The following is a 22,244-nucleotide window of genomic DNA, read 5'->3' on the forward strand; positions in this document are numbered from 1 at the left end:
CACATTTAGGCTTGCATCACGTTCTAGAGAACATCAACAACGATGTGTCACTACCCTTGAAATCTTAATCTTCTGAACTAATCGTTCAAAATTACGATCTTACCATTCGCATCATTACTCTCCATTAAAAGATGAGCTTCCTGGATTTCTTCTAGCTTGAAAACTTTAGCAATCGGCGGAACAATTCCATGTTCTTTAATATGATTGAACAGGTCGATTAGTACGTTTTCTTTGATAACTTCACTTGTAAATGCCGTAAAATAAACACCTGTCGGTATATCAATTAACGGTTCAAAGGAATCAAGTGTCCATTCATTTCCCAGTATCCCTGACATGCATAAGGTCCCTTGCTCTGAAACCAGTTGCAATGATTCCTTTATTGTGACGGTGCCGACCAACTCCAGGACCTTGTCTACGCCATTTGGAGCGATTTTATAAACTTCTTTTGTAAAATACTCATCATCGAGTAAAGCAAAGTCTGCTCCAGCCTGCTGAAGATATGCCAGCTTTCCGCTGTTCCGAGTGGTTGATATGACTGTGGCGCCTGTACTTTTTGCTAGCTGAAGGGCAGCCAGACCAACAGAACTCGTCCCACCGCGAATGAGAAGCACTTCGTCAGCAGTTAATTGGAGACATTCAAATAAGGACGCATACGCCGTATAATACATTTCTGGAATTGCAGCGAGCTCAGTCCATTTCATTTCAATTGGAATGGAATAAACCTGTTTTGAAGGAATCAAAACATATTCAGCATAACTTCCATCAAATTCTCGGCCTAATCCTCCCATTAATGAAGCAACACGCTCCCCTTTTTGAAATGTGCTGTCAGATGGATCTTCGATCTGCCCTATGCATTCAATACCAATAATCCGTGGGAATTTGACGGATGGGGAATGTCCCTGTCTTGTAAACATTTCAGAGCGGTTTATTCCAAAAGCTTTGATCTTAACAAGTACCCAACCTGGTTTAACTTTGGGGATTGGAACTTCTTTTATCTTTAGTACTTCAGGTTTACAGGCCCCTTCCAGTACAACAGCCTTCATAAAAGTGATCTCCCCGATCCAATGTAGATTCGTTTTTCAAACTGAATGAATACTGCATTCGTTCCAATAGCGAGACACGCTGACAATACACTTCCCCACAGAATCTTATCTATATTCATGGTTCGTAAGCCATCATTTAATATCGAGCCTAACCCGCCTGCATTTATAAATGCTGCTATAGTCGCCATTCCAACCGTAGATACGGATGCTAGCCTTAATCCTGTAAAAAGAGCTTTGATGGCCAAAGGCACACGAACATGAAGCAATACCTGAATACGGCTCATACCAAGCCCCGTGGCTGCCTCAATAATAGACTGTTCAACATGATTCAAACCTGCAATAAACTGACGTAGTAGGATATATTGGTTATATGCTATGAGCACGGTGATCGCTGTCGTTTTACCCAAACCTGTCACGGGGATCATGATTGCGAAAAGGGCCAAGCTGGGAATTGAATAAAGAATCGAAAAAATATAAATGAGTAACCTGGATATCGTTTCTGAAGTCAGGGCTAAAATTGTTAAGAGTACTGTGACGACAATGGAGATCAGCATGATCACAATTAGCATCTCCACATGCTCCAGTAATGCAGTTCCTAACTTATCCGGATGCTTAATGGCATATTCGATCACTTTAACCCCTCCCAGAAACGTTCTTGCTCTCTTGAAGATTGAATAAGCGATGCGACAAATTCATCTGCGGGATGAGCAACAATTTCTCTTGGCGTATCAAACTGACAGGCTTTACCTTGATTCATGATTATTACCCTGGTTCCCAGCTTAAATGCTTCATTGATATCATGCGTTACGAATAAGAAGGTTTTCTTAACTCCCCCATGAATCCGCAGAAGTTCATCCTGCAAATTTAGACGAGTCATGGCGTCTATGGCTCCAAAAGGTTCATCCAATAACATTGTATTAGGATTTGTTGCTAAGGCCCTGGCTAGTCCAATTCTCTGTTGCTGACCTCCCGATAGTTGAGAAGGGTAACGATTTAGGTAGTTTACTGGATCTAACCCAACCAAAAGTAACAATTTGTGCACCATTTCATCCACCTTCGTTTTTTCCCATTTCAAAAGCCGGGGCACAGTAGCAATATTTTGTCCAATGGTCATATGAGGAAACAAACCCACTTGCTGAATAACATAGCCAATCCTTCTCCGTAGCGCTACAGGATCAATTTCAGCAATGTCATCACCAAATAGTTTTATCTTCCCTTGGGTAGGTTCAATTAAACGATTTACCATTTTCAATAGTGTGGTTTTTCCTGATCCGGACGAACCCAGTATGGTTATAAATTCGCCTTCCCTAATAGACAGATTGACATGATCAACAGCTAAGTCATTGGAGTTTGCGTATGTTTTGCACACATTTTGGAATTCAATTGCAATAAGACTCATGTTATCCCCCACACTCATTTAATTGAGTCATAAAATTCTTTTGCCACATCTTCATATTCTTTTTTATCCACGTCCACTTTTGCATTCAAGGGGGTTACCGTTTCCGTATCCAGCGCCGCACTCACCTTATTAATAACCTCAGCTATCTCTGGATTTGTATCCAGCACATTATCACGAACAACAGGAGCCAAGTTATACGGAGGCCATACTTGTTTGTCATCTTTCAACAGTGTGAACTGATCTTTATTAACTAGTTGCCCTTCTGTTGTGTAAGCTGGGGCAACATCCGCTTCATTGTTTTTAAGCACTTCATATTTCAAGCTGTTATCATATACTTTAGATGACTTCCAATTGAACTTACCATACACTTTCTCTAGAGCTGGAATTCCGTCTGCACGTTGGTCAACTTCTCCTTGTGAGGCGAATCGAAGCTTACTTACATGTTTTTGTAGATCAGTAATTGTAGTAATTCCTAGATTTTTAGAAACTTCCGAACGAATAACAAGTCCTGCTCCATCATTTGCTTTAGAGTAATCTAGCCAAGTGATTTTAAATTGCTTTTTATATTCTTCCTTAACTTTCTTATAAACCGCGTCAGGATCAGTGAGCATATCGACTTTCAATATGGATAATAAACCGGTACCTGTATATTCTGGATACATATCGATATCGTTGTTAACAATAGATGAATGGATAACGGAGCCCGCAATATTGGGTACTCGCTCTACCTTATATCCCGCACCCTCTAAAGCCAAAGCGTAAAGTTCACCCACAATCAAATTCTCAGTGAAATCTTTCGTACCGATCCGTATCATTGCTGCTTTATCTTCAGCATTTTCTGTTTTATCACCACATGCACTTAAAATGAGCGACAATACAAGAAAAATTGAAATTGAAAAATACAGTTTTCTCTTGTTTCTAGACATATCTTTTACCTACCTTTTCAAAAATCTATATTTAAACAAAATACGCTCGGACATATCAAGCATTACCCCGACTGTAATTGCTAAAATTCCCACCGAAAACCCACCAATCAAAAGTAAATCCACTCGATTAAGTCCTAAACCAGTAAAGATGATTTCCCCTAATCCACCCGCTCCTATTTTGGCAGCCAGGGTAGCACTCGCAATGACCTCAATGGCAGCTATTTTAATCCCTGTCAGAATCATTGGCGCAGCTAGTGGGAATTTGACTCGCCACATTACCTGTTGTTCTGACATACCCACTCCATGAGCAGCTTCAAGTAAAAAAGAGGGAACAGACTCTAAACCGGCTATCATATTCATTAATATAGGAGGAATTCCCAACAGTACCAGGGCAATTAAAGCTGGTTTTGTTCCCGTCCCCATAATAGGGATTAAAAGGAGTAGAACAGCTAAACTAGGCATAATTCTTAGAACTTGGAACAAGGATACGATCCATTTCTCTGTTCGTTTGTACTTACAGGTTACGTAACCCAACACAATTCCAATGGAGGCAGAGCAGAGTAAAGCTAGTAAACTTATTATTATATGCTCTTTCCCAGTAGCTAAAAAAACATGCATGTTATTTGAAAAGTAGGCTGTTAATTGCATCCATAAGCTGTCATTCAAGGTTTCTCCACCTTTCGTTCAATTTGCTTTTTTCTCGACCGCTTTATAATATAAGCAATATAATCGTTTTGAAAGTAGGCACCTTTTTATTAGATAGGAACCAAAAAGTAACTATTGGAGGATTAGACCGAATGATTACAAAAAAAGAGTTGCCTCTTTGTCCGGTGGCGACAACGGTTGGACTTATAGGAAACAAATGGAAGTTGCTAATAATGAGAGATCTTTTGAAAGGAACCAAACGTTTTGGTGAACTTCGTAAAAGTATTCCAGAAATCAGTCAAAAAGTACTAACAGAAAATTTGCGGTCTATGGAAGAGGATGGTATCGTCATTCGAACCGTGTATGCCGAAGTACCACCTAAAGTCGAATACAGCTTGAGTGATTTAGGGAATACTTTAAGACCCATCATTAATGTTATGGAAACGTGGGGTTTGGAATATCATAAGCTCAATGAGGAAATTCCTCGTAACATGAAGGATTCTTAAAAAACTGAGCCCGATTAAGTGTTTTGAGGACGAGAATGACAAGCCTTTGAATATTTTAAAAACAACGGAGGACTAAGGTTAGCATTAGTCCTCTTGGGTATTGTTCGTGCAACTGATGGTCACTCCAACTATTTTGTGTAAAGTTTCAATAGCTAACCTGCAACAACGGAGATGATCAACTTTTAGAATATAAATTGGACCAGGAACATATAGAGCAGTGTACCGCCAGCGATGGATATCAGCATGTTTCTTCTCCAGAGATGCAGCATAATAATGACGACAATGGAAATCAATTCGGCCACACCATGAGACCCAGAGAAAAAAGTGACATCCTTAACACTGTAAATGACCAGCAGTCCTAAAGCTGCCGAGGGAAGTACTTTGCCGAGATACTGTACATATTTAGGTGTGGGACGTCCCGAAGGGAACAAAATAAATGGAATAAATCGGGTCATTATCGTTCCCAAGACGACCATCCCTATCGTTGTGATGTTCTCAAACAAAGTCATGGACATCGTGTCTCTCACCTGTCTTTCTATCTAGTGATTTTCTCATGAAGGAGAGCACGATAAGAAGACCTATCATAGATGGAACGATGAAATTTTCGCTATTAAAAATAAGCAGGCAAAGGATCGAAATTCCCAACCCCAACAATGCACTATGATGTGTGCTCTCTTTCATCCATTGTTCAATAAAGATCACAACAAAGAGCGCCGTCATCACAAACTCAAGCCCCTCCATATTAATACGCACCAGAGATCCGAAAAATCCACCAATGGCAGCGCCAAATACCCAGTAGCTATGATTAAGCAGAGTTACGAAAAACATATACCATCCCTTGTCCACTTCTTTGGGAATGTTTGCCGTGTAATTAATTGAAAACGATTCATCACATAGTCCAAAAATTAAATAGAACTTTTTCAATCCGGTGCCTCTGTATTTTTCAAGCATGGATATGCCATAAAATAAATGCCGGGCGTTCACCATTAAGGTCATTAGCAAGGCACCTAGTGGATTGAACGGACCGAGCAGTAAATGCACTGCAACAAATTCCATGGATCCGGCAAAAATAAATAGGGCCATAAGGATCGCATACCCCGCACCAAAGCCAGATATATTCATAAGAATGCCGTAGGCAATCCCTAGAAACAAGAATCCAGCCAGTATGGGAAGTGTGGAAGGGAAAGCTGATTTGAAGGCCAATTGAAGCTTACTTCTGTGTATCATCGTTGCTACATCTCCTTGACAAGATTACATTTCTTCGTTAGTTTAGCAATGTAAATACATACAATCAATGATACAATTGTATGCATTACAATATTGTGAGGTGTGCTATGCCATTTAATTCGTTTGAACATTATCCGATGTCGTGGAAACCTGACAGGGATAGATTGCAACGACCGCTTTATCGCTCTCTCGCCCTATTGCTGGAACATGACATCAGACATGGCTTTTTGGCTCCGGGTACAAAACTTCCCCCTCAGCGGGAGCTGGCCGATTTTTTGGATGTGAACTTCACAACGATTACACGCGCATACAAGCTTTGCGAGCTTAAAGGATTAATTCATGGTGTGACCGGAAACGGCACCTTTGTTTCAGCCAACGCGGCTCGGTCGGTCACCATTTCAAAAGATCCATCCTCAAACGTACATATTGACCTTGGTTTTGTTGCCTCATTTGAGCAAACCAATGATCTGGTTACTGAGGCCTTAAAGCACGTGGTAGCGAAAAGTTATCTGGAACAGCTATTGAATTACAATGATCCTGCAGGTATCCCGCATCATAAACTGGCTGCTCTCAATTGGATGAAGGCTTTTGGCATCCAGGCCGATACTGAACATATGGCGATCGTTTCAGGAGCCCAAAATGCATTAGCTATTACACTCTTAGCACTGTTTGAACCCGGGGACCGAATTGCGGTTGACCAGTATACGTATGCCAATTTTATTGAAGTCTCCAAAATGTTTCGTATCAAACTAGTTCCCATTTCAGGGGATGAGTATGGTATGTTACCTGAAGCTCTGGAAGACCAATGTTCTCAATCGAATTTACATGGTGTGTTTTTAATGCCTTCCTGCGCTAATCCCACGACCATTGTAATTCCGGAAAAGCGAAAAAAAGAATTAGCTCAGGTCATTCAAAAACATCATTTGATCCTAATTGAGGACGACATTCATGCCTTTTTGTCAGCGGACATTATAGATCATTATGGTCAGCCGATGTATCAACTGCTCCCTGAACAAACGGTTTATATTTGTAGCACCGCCAAATCCATCTGCTCAGGTCTTCGAGTGGCCTATATCGTGTTTAACGAAGCATTCAAAGACACAATGATGAAGGCCATATACAACGTCAACGTCAAAACATCCTCTTTGGACGCAGAGATCGTAACTGAGCTGATTCTGTCAGGAAAAGCAAATATGATTGTTACGAAGAAAAAACAATTGGCAGAGACAGCCAACCAGTTATTTGCTGAATTCTTCCCAAATACTCTCCACGGGGGACATCCACTGAGTTTTTATCGATGGCTACCTTTACCAAAAGTTATGCACGAAGCTTATTCTGAAGGTTTTTTTCTGGAAAAAGGGGTTCGTGTATTTCATTCCAATCGATTTCTAAGCGGTGGGAATGCAGAAGAAAATTATCTAAGAGTAGCGCTTTCATCCACTAGTTCTTTAGAGGAATTAAGAAGAGGATTAGAGATTTTAAGAGAGAGCCTCGAATGAATTGATGTCTTGATGCGTATAGCTCATTCAAAGGTTCAGGCATTATTTTATTTATATTTCATAACAAAGTACGAATGTTCACAGCACAAACAGTGTATGTCTTTTATTCGTCTAAAATGGAAAGCTTCCTATGTAGCTTCCATTTTAGACGAACATTTGTCCTACTTAGCTACATATCCATCGAACAAAGAACACCATCAGATGTCGTATTGAAATGAACCTCTACGAACTTGGAACAGCGCCAATTTGTTGAAGTAATCCAAGCATATCGGGTTGACCATATTCTTCTACAATTTGTCCACCAGAGAATCGATAAAAATTCATCGCTTGAACCTCGATGGTTTTCCCTGTTGGAGGAAAACCGAAGAAACTGCCTTGGTGCGTACCTCGCATAATGAATCGCGCAGCCACCTTATCGCCTTCAGCAACCATCTCCTTCAGTGTCCATTGGATATCAGGGAAGCCAGTTCGCATCATTTGGATAATTGCAAGATATCCATCCGGTCCCTTCATCGCATCTTCCCGTGCTGGGACATAGAAAATCGCATCTGGGGCAATAAGTTCTTCTGCTAGCTTTACGCTAGCCGTATTTATGAACTCTGTAAACCGGTGCATCTGTTGTTTATTAGTTTCAATTGTCATTCTCAAATTCCTTTCAAAATTTTTTATCCTTTTCGTTTCGTGCCCATCAGCATTGAAGTAAAAGGTTCCTGCTTGATCAGTAAATCTCCCTCACACATCAATATCATAATTGATAACTAAAGACTTCAAAGTTACGATATTAATTTAACTTAGGTTTTCAAATTCATAATAAGTTCGCTCGTATTTTTTGTGAAGTAGGCACCTTAATGTTCTATAGTAACCATTTGGTAACTAATAATGCTTATTCATTCATTTCATCAACAATATATTCGAAAAAATCAAAATCAGCATATTGTTGATGGTTTAACACGATCGGCACAGGTCAAGCCAACAAAACTACCTGTAAACTCACCATACTTGCTATATTCATCAGGGAATATCGTGGTATCGAAGCCATTTCCAATAGCTTCATATTCTTTACCATCATAACTCCATTCGAACCAAATTTTGCTTCCAAAGTCACTTTGGTAAAAATTTTATTAAATATAACCCAGTTCACACCCCGACAGCCGTAATGAGAAACAACGAAATATCTCTAACATAGCTTACGTTTCCCCTTTCGTTGATCCAGCTGTTAAGTCTCTTAGCACCGAGCCAATGATTATGTATTTTGTGGTAATGGATTGTTCTTCCATCAGGTCCACCGTTTTCTTCACATCTGCCAATAAGAGGCGATCAGCGGGTGAAGTCTATCATTTTGTAGCTTTACTATGTCCACTGCAGTTGGTGGTTAACAAAAATGCTGACATCTATGTAACTCGATGTCAGCATTCAGAAATCAGCACTGTCCATTGCTGTAAAGATACACTACGAAGTCAATAACCTTCAGCAGAATAAAAATAGTGACTAGTTCTTCACCCATCCACCACATCTGCTTGCAAATCTGTTGCAATTTCAATCATCTTAGGCACGACAGCCTCATCGGAAATAGCCACATACACATCCCCCATGTAATGGCGAAAAGGTATTTCTACGTCAGCATACTTCCACATGAAAAAATCTCCCTCGATCGACATGGTGCTCTCAGCACCTTGTATGATAAGCACTCGTGAATACGAAAAGTCTGGCTGGGATGCAAAGTAATCTTTGCACTCCTCCAGGGAAATAGATTGCTCCACAGGACTTTCCTGCATGGAACGGGTGATTCGAAAACGCTGGTTCATTGATCTGCCTCCACAATTATGATTAAGAAATTCTGGCTTTCATAACTTATAATGTCCACATGCTGATGTCAATGCTTATGGAACTATATGGATATTTATTATGCTTTCAAGCAGTTACTTTTAGGATGCATGTTCAAACTGACTGTTGTATAGATCGGCATAGAAGCCGCCTTTAGCCAGCAATTCCTCATGGTTACCCATTTCGATAATGTCACCATCCTTCATGACCAGAATCAGATCCGCATTCTTGATCGTCGAAAGTCGGTGAGCAATCACAAAGGAGGTTTTCCCCACAGTCAGCTGGTCCATCGCTTGTTGAATCAGCAATTCCGTACGCGTATCAACCGAGCTTGTGGCCTCATCCAGAATGAGCATGGGTGAATCTTCAATCATCGCTCTTGCAATGGTAATCAATTGCTTTTGACCGGCAGAGAGATTGGCTTTGTCGTCCAGCACTGTATCATAGCCCTGCGGCAGTGTTTTAATGAAGCTGTGCAGCCCCACCGCTTTACATGCAGCTTCCACCTGCTCATCGGTAACATGATCTTTGGAAAAGACGATATTGTCACGAATCGTTCCTTCGAACAGCCAGGTATCCTGAAGCACCATACAGAATAATTCATGAATATTCTCACGCGTCAATTGGCTAATCGGGGTTCCGTCAATGTAGATTTCTCCATCGTTCAGCTCATAAAACCTCATGAGCAAATTCACGAGCGTGGTCTTACCGGCGCCTGTCGGACCGACAATGGCAATTTTCTGACCAGCTTCAGCTTTCATGGAGAAGTCCTTGATAATCATACGATCTGCATTATAGCCAAAACGGACATGTTTGAATTCGACTTCCCCTTTGGCGGTGTCCAGCTTTGTGGTCTTGTGACGCTCATCTGCCAATTCTTCTTCACCCAGAAATTCAAATACACGTTCACTGGCGGCGGCGGCCGATTGCAGATTGGTTGCGGCCTGTGCCAGCTGCGACAAGGGCTGTGTAAACAGTCGAATATACACCATGAAGGCGACAATAGTTCCAATGCTTATAGTCTGTTGGTTGACCAGCAAAGCTCCCACAACACAGACCGCGACATAACCAAAATTCCCAATGAACATCATGACTGGCATCATCAGACCAGACATGAACTGGGACTTCCATGCATTTGTATATAGGCGGCTGTTAATGCCATGAAACACTTCCTTGGCTGCTTGTTCCCCGTTATATACCTTGACTACGTTATGACCAGCATAGGTTTCTTCAATATGACCGTTGATCTGGCCAAGCTCCGCTTGCTGTGCTACAAAGTATTTCTGTGAATGCTTCATAATCACGCTCATCAGGCAAAAGCCGATCAGCGTAGCTACAATTCCGGTAACAGTCATGATCCAGTTCGTATAAAGCATCATAATCAAGGCGCCCACGAAGGTAGCCAGCGCACTGACAAGCGTGCCGAGACTGTTGTTTAACGTTTGTCCGATGGTATCGACATCGTTGGTTACGCGGCTAAGCACATTACCGTAACTCGTAGAGTCAAAATACTTCAAAGGCATATGATCGATTTTTCGAGACAGCTCTGTCCGCATCTTCTTTGTAAGACGCTGTGAGACGGTTGCTGTAATGAAGCCCTGGAAATAGTTAAAGATAAGACCAAATCCATATAAAAGCGCCAATACAAGAACAATCTTCTGAACAGCACTTACATCAATCCCGGTTACGATTCCTTCCTGAATCAGGTTGGCAATATCACTGAGCTTATCCGGGCCAATCACGTTGAGGGTGGAGCCGACCAGGGCCAGTACCATAGCTAGTACAATCATAGGCACATAGGCCTTGCTGTAGGATACAAGCTGTCTGATGGTCTTTTTAAAATTATTTGCTTTTTCACCAGCACCCTTGCCCCCCGCAGGGCCTTTACCCATGGGACCTCCCTGATTCATTTTCATTTGCTGGCTATCGACGGTGTGTTCATTCTTATCCATGTATGAGTTCCTCCTTCGAAAGCTGCGAATATGCGATCTCCTGATAGGTGCTGCAGTTCGTCATCAGCTCTTCATGCGTGCCGCTCCCTACAATCTCTCCCTGGTCCAGCACGATAATCCGATCAGCGTCTTTGATCGTACCTATGCGCTGACCAACGATAAGTGTCGTAGCGTGGCCGGTTTCTTTTTTGAGAGCGGAGCGCAGAATCCGGTCTGTTCTGTAGTCTAGTGCCGAGAAGGAATCATCGAAAATATAAATTTCCGGCTGACGGTAGATGGCACGCGCAATGGACAGCCGCTGCTTTTGACCACCGGATACGTTCGCTCCACCTTGCGAAATTCTACCCTGATATTGACCATCCATTTTTTCGACAAACTCCGTTCCTTGAGCAATACCAACGGCTTCTTTGACAAGTTTCTCCGAAGCTCCTGCCCTTCCGTTATCACCGTACGAAACGTTGGATACCACCGTACCGTTGAACAGTACAGCTCTCTGAGGAACATACCCGATTTTGTTATGGAGTGCCTGCTGATTATAGTTCCTGACATTCACACCGTCCACGAGTACCTCTCCCTCGGTCACATCGTAGAAACGGGGAATCAGATTGATCACGCTGGTTTTGCCGCTGCCTGTAGCGCCAATAAAGGCAACCGTCTCGCCTCGTTTCGCCGTGAAGCTGATGTTGCGAAGCACGGCCTCCTCCGCGTCCGGATATTTGAAGCTGACATTACGGAATTCCACTTGCCCCATAACGCTCTCTTCTCCAGTCGTCTCATGCCCGTTAACGATGCTGGATTCGGTATTCAAAACCTCCATGATCCGTTTGGCAGAGATCGAGGCACGAGGCATCAGGATGAATATCATACTTACCATCATAAAGGCCATAACCACCTGCATTGCATAAGAGGAGAATACGACCATATTGGAGAACAGCGTGATGCGGTCTGGTACGGCCGCCCCGTTAATCAGGTAAGCGCCGATCCAATAGATAGAGACACTCAGACCTGACATAATAAAGGTCATACCTGGACCAATCATCGTCATTAAACGGTTCGCAAACAGGTTTGTATTCGTCAACTCGACGTTAGCCTGCTCGAACTTCTCCTGCTGATACTGATCTGCATTATAAGCGCGTACTACCCGAAGTCCGATCAGATGCTCACGTGTTACCCTGTTCAGATTATCGGTGAGACGCTGGATTCTCTGGAAACTTGGAAGAGCGAAAACAACAATGACACTTAGCATCAGGATCAGAGCAGCCACGGCCGCTCCTGTGGAGGCGGTCCACTGCCAGTTTTTATCCGCAATCTTCACAATGGCCCACACGGCCAGAATCGGTGCCTTGATGATCACCTGAAGCCCCAGCGCAACCACCGTTTGAATCTGCGTAACATCGTTCGTGGAGCGGGTAATGAGGCTTGCCGTCGAAAAGTTGTTCATCTCTTCCATCGAAAAGGATAAGGTCTTGTCAAAGACCATCGCACGCAGACGCATAGCCAGCCCTGCAGCCACCTTTGCCGCGAAATAGCCCACAATAATAGATGCAATCATACTGCCGACGGCACAAAACAACATGTAACTGCCGGGAATCAGCAGTTCGGACACAGGCGTTCCTTCCGTTTGCAACTTGGTCGTAATTTCCGCCATATAATCAGGTAGCTTCAGATCAAGCCATACTTGCACAACGATGAAGGCTAGGCTGCAAAGCACAAGCATCCATTCATTTTTCTTGAGATATTTGAATATCTTTAGCATTCTGTTGCTCTCCTTTTATCTGATAGTCTTTGATGTTTGGTGAAGTATGGTGCATCCTGCATCTGCATAGAAATTCAGCTTCTAGAGACAATAAGCTTAATGAGTCGGATCAGTTCTTTGGCATCTTCTTCGTCTAACTTTCGAAGAACATTCTCGGTCCATGCGATTCCTTCATTATGCCTATCAATCATAAATTGCTTACCTGAATCCGTAATGAATACAATTACCTTACGTTTGTCGTTGACATCAGTACGCCGTACAACTAGTCCTTTCTTCTCCAGGCTCTTCAGTGCCGTTGCTACCCGTCCCGTACTGACGGACAAGTATTCGCTCAAGTGGCCAGAGGTAACCCCGTCCTTATTGAAATTCAAACAAATGAGAATCCCCATTTCGCCACGTGAAAAGTGCCCTCGTTCCTCTAATGCCGGTTTCCGCGATTTGACGATATACTCGAATAGTTCTGTCGCTAATGCTTTATAATCCAATGGTCACAACACCTTCTCGCTAATACCTTATAGTATGAGATAATTAATCTTATAGTATAAGATAATAATAATGTCGGGTTACAAAGTCAATTAGAGAAAATATGGAATACAAACAATCCTCCCTAACCAGCTTGTATTTTTACCAATTTATCTACACAAAAGTCCAATGTAAATGACAAAAGAAAACTTGAGGAGCAGTTTTCAGCAGATATGGAGAAATTTCATGAATCTTGAAAAAGACCGCATCAGTACGGCTCAAATAATATTACTTGGGCTTTTCTCGCTTATCGGGGATATGTAAGAAACTGCTTCTAAAAGTAAAGCAGCAGCTCACTAGGACTTGAAAAATAAAGTCTTAGACTGCTGCTGCTATTACCAACATTTACTTCTACCATTAAAATCAAAGATACTACTACTATTTTTAAAAGCATTTCTGATAGCAGCATTTCGCTGTTCAAGCAACCATCTCCCGCCACTCAACTGTGACCCATGATATCAACAAGATCAAACTATTAGGAACGGAGCGCTTTCCGAGGTACAAAAGGTGAATTTCCTTACAACTAATAAAACCAGGATGTAAACAGATTGTTAACCGGTTTATAGATCATCATGATCAGAAGCAATGGGCTCGGCACATTGATTTTGTACAAGGAGCAGACCACTACACCAATGCCAGTGATCCAAAACAAGCCCCAGACCAGAAGGTCACGGCGCCTGCTTCCTCGTGTCAGCAAAGGCACATCGATGACCGCACAAACCGCTGCTGTTGCCAGAAAAAGCAGTAACACCATTGCGCTCACTCCTTGATATCTTCAATAAAAGATTTGTCTGTAATGCCAATTCGGTTAATCGACACGCTGGCTTTGTAATGGATAGGTAGCGATTTCAGGTAATTGTCCCCTTTTTTCTGTTTTAGCCTAGCCCAAGCTTGGGGGTTGGCACGGTAGATCAACTGTCCAAAGCCCATAATATCCACATTATAGCGCTCATTAATTTGCTTAACTGCAGTTTTCATCCGCAAGATAATTCGTTCTTCCGATTTCCTTTCCAGCCCTGTAATCACGCGCTCTGCTTCCAGATTATCTTTGCTCATTACCTCTTCAACATTACACAAGGCCTTTACATGGATGTAAATATGTGGTTCACCGTCAATAATCTTGACTTTACGTTTGGTGTCTGTATGAAGTGCTTCAATGACGATGGGCCGTCCATCGTCTCCTTTTACAGGACCCGAGGTTTTGACAACGTTATTGGTGATATAATTGTAGCCAATCGTCTCGTTATCGTTTAACCACCCGATCATCTTATCCTTTCGAAATACGGCTACATTACTGTAGCGTAATCTGGCTGTGGGCGAGGTATCTTCCACATTGCTCTTCTTAGAGCCCTCGCTGACACTGCCAGACATTTTTACTCCGGTCAACACCGGATTCTTCCCTTCGTACAGTAAATCTTCAATGAATTGGTTCAAAGGAACAGCGACTGTTTTGGCCGACGCCTTATAGGATTTGTCCAGGGAATTAAATAATTTACTTGCTGGCAATTTCTCTAGCGGGGTAAGGACCTTCAAGACATCTTCGGCCGTAGTGTCTTTGGCAACCATGGCGTAGAAATCATTACGTGGCTCGCGGCTCCGCTTTAGCATATCAAGTGTCTCGCGAATTCCGGCCCGAGCAAGCTCCTCTCCGATCACCAGTATACGGATATGCCCGTAATAGCTGGCTCTTGCACTCACGAGATTGTACTTGCGCTGAGCTTCATAAATCGTGGGTACCGTGAAGCTAGATACAATCACCGGCACCCCTGCTCCTCCCGTCCCTCCTGCCGCCTGCGAGGCAATTGCTGAAGGAATAACCACCTGCAGTGTAACCTTATAGCCAGATTCAGCCTTGTCTAGCCCCATTCCCAGCACAAAGGCCATTTCATTTAACTCCTGTCTTTCCCAGCACCCGCTGAGCAGCATGGGAACCAAAAGGACAAGCAGCAGTCGGAAAACAGTTTTACGGTTTTTTGGACTCATCTGCCGACTCCTTTCGCTTGTCTGTGCTTTGGCGATCAAGGTTTTGAATCATACTATCTGCTGGCCTTGTCTTTAAAAGCGACCAGGGAAAGCGGAAGATGGAATCCTTCAGATCATTTGAACGGTATGGTCCGATCGGACTCATATAAGGCATACCGAAAGAACGCAGACTCGCCAAATGCAGCACGATCAAAAAGACGCCGAATAGTATTCCGTATAGTCCAATAAAGCCAGCTAGTCCGATAAGAACAAAGCGAATGATTCTTGCAGCGATCGACATGCCCGTCTCTGGTATGACAAAACTGGCTATAGCCGTAATGGACACAATGATAACCATCGCTGAAGAGATAAAACCCGCTGCAACCGCCGCCTGACCTATGACAAGTGTTCCAACAATGGATATCGCCTGCCCTATATTTTTCGGAATCCTCACTCCCGCTTCCCGCAGAATCTCATACGTTAATTCCATGAGTATCGCCTCCACAAATGCGGGAAATGGAACGTTTTCCCTCTGTGCGGCAAGGCTGATAACCAGATTGGTAGGGATCATCTCCTGATGATAAGTTGTAACTGCCACATAAAAAGAAGGGGCAAGCAATGTAATGAAAAAGGAAAGAAAACGGATAAACCGCAGCAAGGTGCCAATATCGGCCCGCTGATAATAATCTTCGGCGGATTGAAAAAAGGCGACAAAAAAGGTAGGCACCAGCAGCACAAATGGTGTTCCATCCACAAGAATGGCCACTTTGCCCTCCAAGATTCCCGCTGCGATCGTATCCGGCCGGTCGCTGTTATAAATCGTGGGGAACGGCGTAGCAGTCGTATCTTGAATAAACTCCTCGATATATCCGCTCTCCAGGATACTGTCCGTATCTATTTTGGCCAATCTGCGCTTCACCTCCTGCACCAGCTCAGGGTTTGCGATATTGGTGAGATACATAATGGATACGCTAGTTTGAGTCACCTTACCGATCTGGAAAGTTTCCAGCCACAATTGACTGTCTTTAATCTTCCTTCGAAGCAATGCCGTATTCGTCCGCAAATTTTCCGTGAACCCTTCCATCGGCCCACGTACAACGGATTGTGAGCTGGGTTCGCCTACATTGCGATCCTCCCATCCAGGCAGTCCGATCCGCAGGGCGCTGGATGTTCCGTCAACCAGCACCATGATATTACCGGATAGCAGCTCATGAACAAATTGCTCAAGGTCATGCGTGACAGATAGATCCCCCGCAATCAGCATACGTTTTCGCAAAAGCTCAATCTTCTGATTAGCATCAAGATCTCTCATCTGCTCAGGAGTACAACGTTCCTGAAGCGAAAATAATATGGAGTTATGCAGAACCTGTGTATCCACAAGACCGTCAATATAAAGCAAAGCGATATGCGTAGACTCATCCAATTCCAGCTTTTTAGTGATCAAATCGGTGCTTGTCCCGAGCAGTTGAACCAACTGCACCAAATTGTCCTCCAAGCGGTGTGATAATGTGCCAGTAATGGTATCCTTCATGTCACAACCTCCGCATTCCGTGAGCAAACTACAAATAGTATGACAGAAGAACTTGATAATTATCCCCTTAACATTCCTTTTCTACTATCAATTAATAATTATGTTATAAAATCACATACTAAAGGGAATGACAAAAGAAAACTTGAGGGGCAGTTTGCAGCAGATTTGGAGGAATCTCATGAATCTTGAAAAAGACCGGATCAGTACGGCTCAAATGATGTTACTTGGACTTTTCTCGCTAATCGGTGAAATGGCACTTGTGTATCCTGCAGCAATGGCAACCGGAGCCCACGAGGATGCGTGGATTGCCGCCTTGATTAGTATTCCGCTAGGACTTGCATGCGTAAAGCTGATGATATCTACATCAAATATTGATCCAACTAAAACGATTATTGAGCTTTCATTACAAGTATTAGGAAAATGGGTGGGTGGAGCTGTAGCGTTGAGTTATTTATTCTTTTTCCTGATTGCAGCCTCCACCTATATCAGAGAAATCGAAGATTTCATGTGCACACAGATTTACGAAGGGACACCCGGCGGGGTCATTCGCTTCATGGCGATTTTTCTGTTGGTGTATGGCTTGCGGCTGGGTCTTGAAACGCTGGGCAGAGCAGCCCAGATTTTTTTTCCTTTCTTTGCGTTTTTTCTGATCTGCCTAATCGTTCTCCTGTTCCCCGATGTCCAGATAGAGCGTATCCATCCTATTTTGAATACATCATTTCCTGACATGCTGCACACCATTATGTTCGGTGTATTTTATCCCTTTGGAGAAATGTGCGTGTTCTTCATGGTGTATCCCTATGTCCAAAAACAAAGCAATACGAGCCGCAATATATTCATTTCTTTGTTGATCGGGGCTGTTGGACTCAACCTCATTTTGTTTCTCTCCCTAACAGTACTCGGGGTATATTTCTCAGAACACGAATTTTACGCTGCCTATATTCTTGCCCAGAGAATCAACATTGCTAATCTTTTGCAGCGGATTGAGGCTTTAATGGCCACCACGTGGATCATTAGCACCTATTTCAAAACAGCGCTTTTCTTTTACGCATTTGTTTTGGGGACAGCTCAGCTACTAAAGCTAAAATCCTATCGGCCATTGATCTTTCCAGTTGCATTTCTGATTTACGGACTGTCGCATCTGATTGCAAAAAATATTATTTTCTACGTCAAGGAGATCCCAGCCTACTGGGTAGATTGGGATTTTACCCATGCCATCGCTTTCCCGTTAATCCTGCTCGTTGTTTATCATATCAGGAAACGTATCAGTCACAACAACCAGCTAACGTAACTTTCGGGGCAAAGATGGAATTTCATAGGGATATGGCTAATTTAGTAAGATCTTAAATTGAATCTCTACTTATGTATCTTCCTCTGAACATGTTTATTATTACTTGCCAGGTCAGGCTCTACATGCCGTACTTTGATGAACCGTCTGGTCATGGATTCCGCCCACAGATTCAAAGCATATTCGGCAATCTTACACACTTCTCCCTCCACAATTGCAGACCTTCTTCCATGCTCTCCGTGATCGCAGAGTTCATTCAATTAGACCTTTTGTAGAGTACCTTGATAGAGTACTTTACAGAAGGTCTAAAGAACGTCTTTTTTTCTTAATCGACCAATTCAAAGTCCTTTATCGTTGCATTCGGTCTTAAAATCTTTTCCTGGTCAAATATAGCTAGCGGTTCATCATTTTTAACTTTGACAGGCCAATTATGATTAGCAAGAGCTCCTTTGCCCAAAGTAATAATATCGGCTGTACAATTTTCGACCATCTGACTTGCTTTAGATGGGTCTTCCAGGTGTCCATTAGCCATCACTGTAATGTTTCCATACTTCTTGGCAAGTTCAGCAAGAGATTGTCTACTACTGTCTGGAAAGGCTGGTTGCCAAGCCTCATATTCCGTGACATGGATATAATCAAGCCCCGACTGTCCTAACTGTTGGAAAATCACCTTTGCCTCTTCTTCTTTACCAGCCCACTTATGCTCATAATCATTTACTTTCCCTTGGGAGATTCGAATCCCAACTATAAAGTTTTCTCCTAAGGTTTGCCGAACTGCACTTGATACCTCAACCAACAAACGAACACGATTGCTGAGCGAACCTCCGTATTCATCTGTTCGCTGGTTTGTATAGTCCGTAAGAAACTCATCCAGTAAATAACCATTTGCACCGTGAATTTCTACGCCGTCAAATCCAGCTGATTTGGCACGAACAGCAGCATTCACAAATCCCTGAATTACGTTTTCAATATCTTTCTTCGTTGCTTCCACAGGCATCGGAAAAGCTCCTTCACCGCCATAAAACGCAAGTTGCTCTCCTTGTGGTTGCACTGCTGATGGAGCCAATTTATTTGATTCGAATCGGTTACCTTGAGATAAAGCACCCGCGTGTTCTAACTGAACAATAATTGCTCCGCCAGCCTTATGAACAGCTTCCACCACCTTTTCCCACGATTTTGCCTGTTCGTCAGTGGCCATCCCGGGCTGGTTGAAATAACACTGACTAAACAGTTCATCTGTATAGGTTCCCTCAACAATAATCAAACCAAACCCGCCATGTGCAAATGAAGCATAGTATTGTGCCATTTGATCCGTTGCAAAGCCTTCTGGAGAAGCACTCGTGCGTGTCATAGGTGCAACACCTAATCGATTTTTCAGCACTAAATTTCCTATTTTTGTAGTTTCGAACAATACGCTTGTGTTAGGCACTATCCAAGAACCTCCTGGTGTCTTTAGTTCTACAAAATTAAATCGTCCAATCTTCCGTCCCGAATTTTGCTGACTCAAGCAGGATCAACCCGTAATGCATACAGTCGGTCTTAGAACCCTGTAGTATACTGTGTAGGGATTGCAGTTTCTTTTTTCAATTTTGAAGCGGCTTCCAGTGACCAATAAGGATTTCTCAACATCCCTCTACCCACAGCAACCAGATCAGCCTCTTCATTTCCGATAACTGCATTCGCCAAAATTGGATCTTCTAGTCTTCCAACGGCCATCACCGAAATATCCAGAGCTTCTTTGATTTCTTTTGCCAAGGGGACTTGATACGCTGCGTGAGTTCCTGGTCTACCCCATGCAGCTATAGGTCCCTCACCGCCAGATGAAATATCAAACATATCTACTCCTGCCTTTTGATATTCCTTGGCAAAAGCAATGCTTTCCTTAATACCATATCCACCTTCTACGTATTCTTTGGCAGAAATACGCATCAGGAGCGGCATATCTTCCGGCATTTCACCCTTCGCTGCCTGAATGATCTCCCGACCAAAAAGGGTAAGGTCTTTACCGTATCTATCTTCCCGTTTGTTCGTAAGCGGCGAATGAAATTGATGAATCAAATAGCCATGTGCACCATGAATTTCAATGGTGTCGAATCCAGCCTTGACAGCGCGAGCTACAGCAGCACGAAATTTCTCAACTAGTCCTTTAACCTCTTCTGTTGTAAGCGCGCGAGGTTGTTTTGAATTTTCATCAAATGCAATGGCAGATGGCGCTACAGGAACTTCAGCGTCTTCCGCCTTGCGTCCGGCATGCGCGATCTGGATTCCCACTTTGGCACCGTAGCTGTGACAAGCATCTACAATCCGTTTGAGAGCAGGAATCTGCTCATCTGACCATAAACCAAGATCAAAATCGGAGATACGACCATCCGGCTCTACATCTGTCATTTCAATCATGATAAAACCAGCTCCGCCTACCGCTCGGCTAACGTAGTGTATATAATGCCAATCTGTGGCGACCCCATCCTTTTTGTCAACCGAATATTGGCACATTGGAGGCATAACTACGCGATTTTTCAATTCCAAACCTTTAATTGTATAGGGACTAAATAAATCTTTCATGTGAGAAAGACTCCTCTCTGAGGTATATTATGAAATACATCAATCAAATGCATGCACACGCATATATACTGACATGTTTGTTTCATTTGTCAACTTTGGGCATGATTTCAAAACTTCAAAGTAAGTTACGCCATTTACTCGTTGGTCCTCATCTTCAGATTTTTTGCAATGCATCGACAACTGAATCGTCACCAGTAATCAGATCAAAAGCTCGCTTGTATGGGTTCTTCTCATCTAAAGTTGCCACAATGGCACGGGCTACATCCTCACGAGGGATGCTGCCATAGTTGATATTCTCCGCAGCAGCCTGCACAATTAATTAATGTATCTGCACGGCCCAAATGGTCTATGGTGAAATTCACCAATGACTGAACTTCTGCATTGACATCTTGTTCAATTAAACATTAAGTAACCGAATGGTTTAGCACATTACCAAATCAAAAAAACATGCGCATGCATTTAATTTAGTGAAAAAATTACTTGCTGTCAAGTTTTGAATGCAAATATGAATTGCTTATTTTTCAAAAAAATACGTGGATGATTTGAATAAACTTTGCTTTCTCTTTTCATTCTAAGTTCTCATCCTCTTCGGCACGTTAAACTGTGAGCGCTTCTGGTATCCACTTGGAAGCGCTCGTACTGTATATTAATTTTGATGTGGAGGAAAATCTACATTCTCATGCTCTCCATAAAAAAGCTTAATGCATTGGACACCCACTTCTTGGGATGAAGAACAAGCTGAATTTCCAGCTTGAGCTCAGCATGCTCAAAGGGCAACACCTTCAGCTCTTCCCGTTCAATCTCCTCCAGCGCAGCCATTAGAGGTAGAATGGATATACCCTCTCCAGTTTTGATGCTCCGTTTGATCGCTTCCGGATTACCCAGCTCCAGACTCACGCGATAGGTGATTCCATTTGCTCGAAGCACTCTCTCCAGCAGTTGTCTATAGTTGCACGTATGCTCGGGCATAATCCACTCCGCATCTACCAGATCATCCAGGCCGATTCTCTCTTTAGCGATAAGCGGATGGTTCGGATGGACAATCAGTACAAGCGGTTCTTCTCGAATCGTAATCCACTGCAAGGCCGGATTGCTTGAATCGTCCGCGAGGATCAGCCCGACATCGGCCTCCCCTTCCCTGACCTGGTGCAAAATCATCTCTTCGCGATCCGTATGCAATCGTATGTTCAGATCGGGGTATTCTTTGCGAGTCGCCTGCATATACGGCGGTAGAAAATACGAAGCGATGGAATCCATAGTACCGATCGTCATGGAGCCCCCACCCTGCTTTGCCAATTTTTCTTTCGATTGCTCAAAAAGCTCCAGCATTTGTCCGGCAAGCTTGAATAGCTCTTCCCCGGCGGAGGTAAGACGAATCTTGTTGTTGCTGTAGCGCTCGAACAATTTGACTTGATACGTTTTCTCCAGCTTTTGTATCTGGGTCGTGACGCTGGATTGTGCGTAACCGAGCACTTCAGCTGCTCTTGTAAAGCTTTCACGAATGGCAACTTCCCGAAATGTCTGAAGATAAATGAAATCCAATCTGGCCACCCCATCGAAAATTTTGATTAGAATCATCGTTTATTATAGATAACTCTGATG

24 protein-coding genes are annotated in these 22,244 nt (G+C 43.1%); 3 read left to right on the forward strand and 21 right to left on the reverse strand.

Annotated features, from left to right (window positions below; translation table 11 throughout):
- Window positions 1-77: 77 nt before the first annotated feature.
- From ACQW03_RS24835 to ACQW03_RS24855, 5 genes are read right to left on the reverse strand one after another with little or no spacing between them, the layout of a single operon-like run.
- On the reverse strand, window positions 78-1,043 hold the full coding sequence (locus ACQW03_RS24835; protein WP_441952506.1) for a zinc-binding alcohol dehydrogenase family protein: 966 nt from the start codon (window positions 1,041-1,043) through the stop codon (window positions 78-80).
- On the reverse strand, window positions 1,040-1,675 hold the full coding sequence (locus ACQW03_RS24840) for an ABC transporter permease (RefSeq protein ID WP_076294751.1): 636 nt from the start codon (window positions 1,673-1,675) through the stop codon (window positions 1,040-1,042). The genes ACQW03_RS24835 and ACQW03_RS24840 overlap by 4 nt, the downstream gene beginning before the upstream one ends.
- Window positions 1,672-2,442: an ABC transporter ATP-binding protein gene (locus tag ACQW03_RS24845; RefSeq protein WP_025723011.1), complete on the reverse strand. Its 771-nt coding sequence runs from the start codon at window positions 2,440-2,442 to the stop codon at window positions 1,672-1,674. Before ACQW03_RS24845 ends, ACQW03_RS24840 begins: the two co-directional genes overlap by 4 nt.
- 14 nt (window positions 2,443-2,456) lie before the next feature.
- Entirely contained in the window at window positions 2,457-3,368 is a 912-nt protein-coding gene (locus tag ACQW03_RS24850) for a glycine betaine ABC transporter substrate-binding protein (protein WP_441952509.1), read from the reverse strand.
- Window positions 3,369-3,377: 9 nt separating this feature from the next.
- Window positions 3,378-4,034: an ABC transporter permease gene (locus ACQW03_RS24855; protein ID WP_023988624.1), complete on the reverse strand. Its 657-nt coding sequence runs from the start codon at window positions 4,032-4,034 to the stop codon at window positions 3,378-3,380.
- Between the two features lie 131 nt (window positions 4,035-4,165).
- On the opposite strand from ACQW03_RS24855, the gene ACQW03_RS24860 reads away from it, so the two are divergent.
- Window positions 4,166-4,519, forward strand: coding sequence for a winged helix-turn-helix transcriptional regulator (locus ACQW03_RS24860; protein WP_025723014.1), 354 nt, complete (start codon window positions 4,166-4,168; stop codon window positions 4,517-4,519).
- A 182-nt stretch (window positions 4,520-4,701) separates the two neighbouring features.
- Here ACQW03_RS24860 and ACQW03_RS24865 read toward each other — a convergent pair whose 3' ends face one another.
- Entirely contained in the window at window positions 4,702-5,034 is a 333-nt protein-coding gene (locus ACQW03_RS24865) for a branched-chain amino acid transporter permease (protein WP_023988622.1), read from the reverse strand.
- Window positions 5,015-5,746: an azaleucine resistance protein AzlC gene (azlC, locus tag ACQW03_RS24870; RefSeq protein WP_076294746.1), complete on the reverse strand. Its 732-nt coding sequence runs from the start codon at window positions 5,744-5,746 to the stop codon at window positions 5,015-5,017. The genes ACQW03_RS24865 and azlC overlap by 20 nt, the downstream gene beginning before the upstream one ends.
- A 107-nt stretch (window positions 5,747-5,853) precedes the next feature.
- On the opposite strand from azlC, the gene ACQW03_RS24875 reads away from it, so the two are divergent.
- Window positions 5,854-7,245 (forward strand): aminotransferase-like domain-containing protein, encoded by a 1,392-nt coding sequence (locus ACQW03_RS24875; protein WP_441952774.1) that lies wholly within the window; start codon window positions 5,854-5,856, stop codon window positions 7,243-7,245.
- A gap of 222 nt (window positions 7,246-7,467) precedes the next feature.
- Here the strand turns inward: ACQW03_RS24875 and ACQW03_RS24880 are convergent, their stop codons facing one another.
- From ACQW03_RS24880 to ACQW03_RS24925, 10 genes are all read right to left on the reverse strand, one after another.
- Entirely contained in the window at window positions 7,468-7,887 is a 420-nt protein-coding gene (locus ACQW03_RS24880) for an ester cyclase (RefSeq protein ID WP_441952512.1), read from the reverse strand.
- Window positions 7,888-8,171: 284 nt separating this feature from the next.
- Entirely contained in the window at window positions 8,172-8,333 is a 162-nt protein-coding gene (locus ACQW03_RS24885) for a hypothetical protein (protein WP_218638843.1), read from the reverse strand.
- 408 nt (window positions 8,334-8,741) lie between these two features.
- A complete protein-coding gene (locus ACQW03_RS24890; RefSeq protein WP_025723019.1) occupies window positions 8,742-9,050 on the reverse strand; it encodes a hypothetical protein in 309 nt (102 codons plus the stop codon).
- A gap of 120 nt (window positions 9,051-9,170) precedes the next feature.
- A complete protein-coding gene (locus ACQW03_RS24895; RefSeq protein ID WP_441952515.1) occupies window positions 9,171-11,021 on the reverse strand; it encodes an ABC transporter ATP-binding protein in 1,851 nt (616 codons plus the stop codon).
- Complete coding sequence (locus ACQW03_RS24900) at window positions 11,014-12,777, reverse strand: ABC transporter ATP-binding protein (protein WP_441952517.1); 1,764 nt, start codon at window positions 12,775-12,777, stop codon at window positions 11,014-11,016. Before ACQW03_RS24900 ends, ACQW03_RS24895 begins: the two co-directional genes overlap by 8 nt.
- A 74-nt stretch (window positions 12,778-12,851) precedes the next feature.
- Window positions 12,852-13,262, reverse strand: coding sequence for a MarR family winged helix-turn-helix transcriptional regulator (locus ACQW03_RS24905; RefSeq protein ID WP_013310356.1), 411 nt, complete (start codon window positions 13,260-13,262; stop codon window positions 12,852-12,854).
- A 311-nt stretch (window positions 13,263-13,573) separates the two neighbouring features.
- Window positions 13,574-13,720 carry a hypothetical protein gene (locus ACQW03_RS24910; RefSeq protein WP_179085971.1) on the reverse strand — a complete coding sequence of 49 codons (147 nt, stop codon included), beginning with the start codon at window positions 13,718-13,720 and terminating at the stop codon, window positions 13,574-13,576.
- 102 nt (window positions 13,721-13,822) lie between these two features.
- Window positions 13,823-14,053, reverse strand: a complete 231-nt coding sequence (locus tag ACQW03_RS24915; protein ID WP_076294740.1) for a hypothetical protein — start codon at window positions 14,051-14,053, stop codon at window positions 13,823-13,825.
- 5 nt (window positions 14,054-14,058) lie between these two features.
- The gene (locus tag ACQW03_RS24920) at window positions 14,059-15,282 is read right to left on the reverse strand and encodes a Ger(x)C family spore germination protein (RefSeq protein WP_220031380.1); all 1,224 of its coding nucleotides are present in this window, start codon (window positions 15,280-15,282) and stop codon (window positions 14,059-14,061) included.
- Window positions 15,263-16,792: a spore germination protein gene (locus ACQW03_RS24925; RefSeq protein WP_441952521.1), complete on the reverse strand. Its 1,530-nt coding sequence runs from the start codon at window positions 16,790-16,792 to the stop codon at window positions 15,263-15,265. Before ACQW03_RS24925 ends, ACQW03_RS24920 begins: the two co-directional genes overlap by 20 nt.
- Window positions 16,793-16,970: 178 nt before the next feature.
- Here ACQW03_RS24925 and ACQW03_RS24930 point away from each other — a divergent pair, with 178 nt between their 5' ends.
- The gene (locus ACQW03_RS24930; RefSeq protein ID WP_441952523.1) at window positions 16,971-18,083 is read left to right on the forward strand and encodes a GerAB/ArcD/ProY family transporter; all 1,113 of its coding nucleotides are present in this window, start codon (window positions 16,971-16,973) and stop codon (window positions 18,081-18,083) included.
- Window positions 18,084-18,405: 322 nt separating this feature from the next.
- Here ACQW03_RS24930 and ACQW03_RS24935 read toward each other — a convergent pair whose 3' ends face one another.
- From ACQW03_RS24935 to ACQW03_RS24950, 4 genes are all read right to left on the reverse strand, one after another.
- The gene (locus tag ACQW03_RS24935; RefSeq protein WP_076294736.1) at window positions 18,406-19,509 is read right to left on the reverse strand and encodes an NADH:flavin oxidoreductase; all 1,104 of its coding nucleotides are present in this window, start codon (window positions 19,507-19,509) and stop codon (window positions 18,406-18,408) included.
- Window positions 19,510-19,619: 110 nt separating this feature from the next.
- Window positions 19,620-20,642 carry an NADH:flavin oxidoreductase/NADH oxidase gene (locus ACQW03_RS24940; protein ID WP_441952526.1) on the reverse strand — a complete coding sequence of 341 codons (1,023 nt, stop codon included), beginning with the start codon at window positions 20,640-20,642 and terminating at the stop codon, window positions 19,620-19,622.
- Window positions 20,643-20,796: 154 nt separating this feature from the next.
- The gene (locus ACQW03_RS24945; protein WP_179085970.1) at window positions 20,797-20,955 is read right to left on the reverse strand and encodes a hypothetical protein; all 159 of its coding nucleotides are present in this window, start codon (window positions 20,953-20,955) and stop codon (window positions 20,797-20,799) included.
- Window positions 20,956-21,311: 356 nt separating this feature from the next.
- A complete protein-coding gene (locus ACQW03_RS24950; RefSeq protein WP_025723676.1) occupies window positions 21,312-22,184 on the reverse strand; it encodes a LysR family transcriptional regulator in 873 nt (290 codons plus the stop codon).
- Window positions 22,185-22,244 lie beyond the last annotated feature (60 nt).

Origin of the sequence: Paenibacillus sp. DRB1-1, assembly GCF_052119485.1 — a bacterium.
In the GTDB taxonomy this organism is placed as follows: Bacteria; Bacillota; Bacilli; order Paenibacillales; family Paenibacillaceae; genus Paenibacillus; species Paenibacillus polymyxa_B.